Consider the following 2,965-nt stretch of genomic DNA (forward strand, 5'->3'; position numbering starts at 1 on the left):
GTCCACCAGGCCCAGCGCGTGATCCGGGTGCAGGTGCGAGAGCAGGACATGGCCGATGCGCTCCGGGGGGTGCCCGGCCGCGCGCAGGTTGCCGGGCAGGTGCCCGCCCCGTGCGCCGAAGAAGGCGCCCGCGCCGGTATCCATGAGCACCCTGCGTGCCCCGGCATCCAGCAGGAAGCAGTTCACGTTGCTGGTGTGGGGCTGTCCGGCGGGGATGCCCGCATCCTCCAGCAGGGCGTCGATGTCCTTGCGGTCCGCGCCGTGCAGGATGGCCGGATCGAGTTTGCCGTGGGCGTCGAACAGGGCGAACACGGTCACTTCGCCCACCGGCAGGCGGAAGAAGCCGGGTACCTGCGTGCCGGTGGGTGCGGGGGGCGCGGTGGCTGCGTCTGTTCCGGTTCCCCCCGCGGCGGCGTTGGCCGTTGCGGCGGGCAGGGAGGCCAGTGAGGCGACAGCCAGCAACGATTGCATGAAGCGTCTGCGGTCAAGCATGCGAGCCTCCGAATGGTTGGGGCGACGGATGGCGGGAGCGTCTGCTGACGACGGGTGCGCCTGGTGGCAGCTGTGCCGGGCGACAAGATGTTGTGGCGGCACGTCGCGGGGAGGCGGGGTGGCAGGGACGGGAAACGGGTTGCCCGTTGGTACAGGATAGCACGCGGCAGCGCACAGGCAAGCAGGCACCGGCAGGATACCGGTGTGCGCACGCGGGGCAGGCCGCCCGCGTCGCCTATTCCCTGCCCGCACCGCCGATGCCCAGTCGGCGCAATATCTTCTGCAACGACACCCGCTCCAGCCCGGAGATGCGCGCCGCCTCGGAGATGTTGCCCTCGGTGCGTTCCAGCAGGCGTTCCACGTAGCGCCGGGTGAATTCGTCCACCACGTGGGCCTTGGCGTCCTTGTACGGGGTAAGCGTTGGCTCGGTCACGGGCGCGGCGCAGTCGGCGGGGCCGTCCACCAGCCGCAGGTGGGACATTTCCACCGTGGGGCCGGGACAGAACACCGCCAGCCGCCGCACGAAGTTCTGCAACTCCCGCACGTTGCCCGGCCATTCGCGCCCGCACAGGCAGGCCATGGCCTCTGGCGACAGGCGTTTTGGGGCTATTTGCATCTCGCGGCAGGTCTGGGCCAGAAAATGGTCGGCCAGCAGGGGGATGTCGTCGGTGCGGTCGCGCAGGGGCGGGGTGTGGATGGTCAGCACGTTGAGCCGGTAGAACAGGTCTTCCCGGAATTCCCCGCTCTTGATGCGCGCCTCCAGCGCCTGGTTGGTGGAGGCGATGATGCGCACGTCCACCTTCACCGTGCCGCTGGAGCCCACGGGGCGTATCTCGTGTTCCTGCAACACCCGCAGCAGCTTGGTCTGGATGCCGGGCGAGATGTCGCCGATTTCGTCGAGCACGATGGTGCCCCCGGCGGCGGACATGAACAGCCCCTTGCGCGAACGTTCCGCCCCGGTGAACGCGCCCTTGACGTGGCCGAACAGCTCGCTTTCCAGCAACTGGTCCGGAATGGCCGGGCAGTGCACGCTGACGATGGGCCGCTGCGCCCTGCCGGACAGGGTGTGGATGGACGCGGCCACCAGTTCCTTGCCGGTGCCCGATTCGCCACGCACCAGCACGGTGTAGTCCGACGCGGCCACCGCCGCGATGGTTTCCTTCAGCCTGCGCATGGCCGGGGTTTCGCCGATCAGGGTGCGTTCCATCCCCGTGCGCGACATTTCTTCGCGCAGTTGGCGGTTTTCGCGCAGCAGGCGGCAGCGCTCCAGCCCCTTGGTCACGGCGCGGTACAGGTCTTCGCGCCGCACCGGCTTGGTCAGGAAGTCGTAGGCCCCGTTCTTGAGCGCCGTCACCGCCGTCTCGATGGTGCCGTGCGCGGTAAGCAGGATGACGCTGGGGGTGGCGTCCTGGGTCTGGGCGTGGGCCATCAGTTCCAGCCCGTCCATGTCGGGCATGCGCAGATCGGTCAGCAGCACGGCGGGGTCGCTGCGGCCCAGCAGGTCCAGTCCGGCCTTGCCGCTGGTGGCCACCAGCACCTCGGCATCGGGAAAGCCCGCGCGCAACTGTCGGGCAAGGCCGTTGGCGAAGTCCGCCTCGTCGTCCACCACCAGGATGGTCTCGTGGGGCGTGGTCATGCGTCGTGCTCCGTAAGCGGGGCCGGGTGCTCCCGGTCCGCCGCAGGCAGGTGAAGGGTGAATACCGCGCCGCGCGCCAGTTCCGCCATGTCTGGCAGCTTTGGCGCATCCGTCGTTTCGGCGCGTTCGGCTGACAGTTCCGGGGCGTCGGGGCCGTCCGTACCGTCGGGGCCGTGTGAGCCGGTTCCGATGGCCGGGGCGGATTGGGCGGCCTCGGCAAACAGGGAGGCCAGGTCGATCCGGCAACACAGGCCGCCCTGTGAGGCGGGGGTCAGGTCCGCAGGGGTCAGGTTGCGCGCCTCGATGCGTCCGCCCATGTCCCGCATGATGCCGAAGACCACGGCCAGGCCCAGCCCCGTGCCGCGTCCGGCGGCCTTGGTGGTGAAGAATGGGTCGAACAGGCGTGGCAGGTGGTCTTCCGGGATGCCGGGGCCGTTGTCGATGACGTGCACCACCACCTCGCCCTCTTCGGGCAGGCTGCGTGCGGACAGCACCACCAGGCCGCGCCGCCGGGAAAGCGGGGGGACGGCATGCGGCATGGCGTCGGCGTCGTTTCCACTGCCCGCGAGTCCGGTCGGTTCAGGGGGGCACGTGCGGCCCTCGTCACCCGCCCCGCGCAGGGCCGGATCGTTGTGGATGATCGGCCCGTCGGTTTCCACGGCGTCCAGCGCGTTGAGCAGCAGGTTGGTGAGAATCTGTTCCAGCCCGTTGCGGTCGGCCAGCACCGGCGGCAGCGGGGTGCAGCCCGTGCCGCTGGCTGTTGTCCCGTCCTGCGGCACGTCCTGCAACACATCGGGCACGATGCGCGCCCGCGCGGCCCGCGCCCGGGGGCGAAAC

The 2,965-nt window shown here is 70.1% G+C and carries 3 protein-coding genes; all 3 read right to left on the reverse strand.

Annotated elements, in window-relative coordinates; translation table 11 throughout:
* Window positions 1-492, reverse strand: a 492-nt coding sequence (locus FVW27_RS11945; protein ID WP_167125432.1) for an MBL fold metallo-hydrolase, incomplete at its 3' end; no start/stop codon positions are given.
* 235 nt (window positions 493-727) lie between these two features.
* Complete coding sequence (locus FVW27_RS11950) at window positions 728-2,128, reverse strand: sigma-54-dependent transcriptional regulator (protein ID WP_167125434.1); 1,401 nt, start codon at window positions 2,126-2,128, stop codon at window positions 728-730.
* On the reverse strand, window positions 2,125-2,965 hold an 841-nt coding region (locus FVW27_RS20625), incomplete at its 5' end, for a sensor histidine kinase (RefSeq protein WP_243838395.1). The genes FVW27_RS20625 and FVW27_RS11950, both read right to left, overlap by 4 nt.

It is taken from the genome of Nitratidesulfovibrio liaohensis, from assembly GCF_011682075.1.
In the GTDB taxonomy this organism is placed as follows: Bacteria; Desulfobacterota; Desulfovibrionia; order Desulfovibrionales; family Desulfovibrionaceae; genus Cupidesulfovibrio; species Cupidesulfovibrio liaohensis.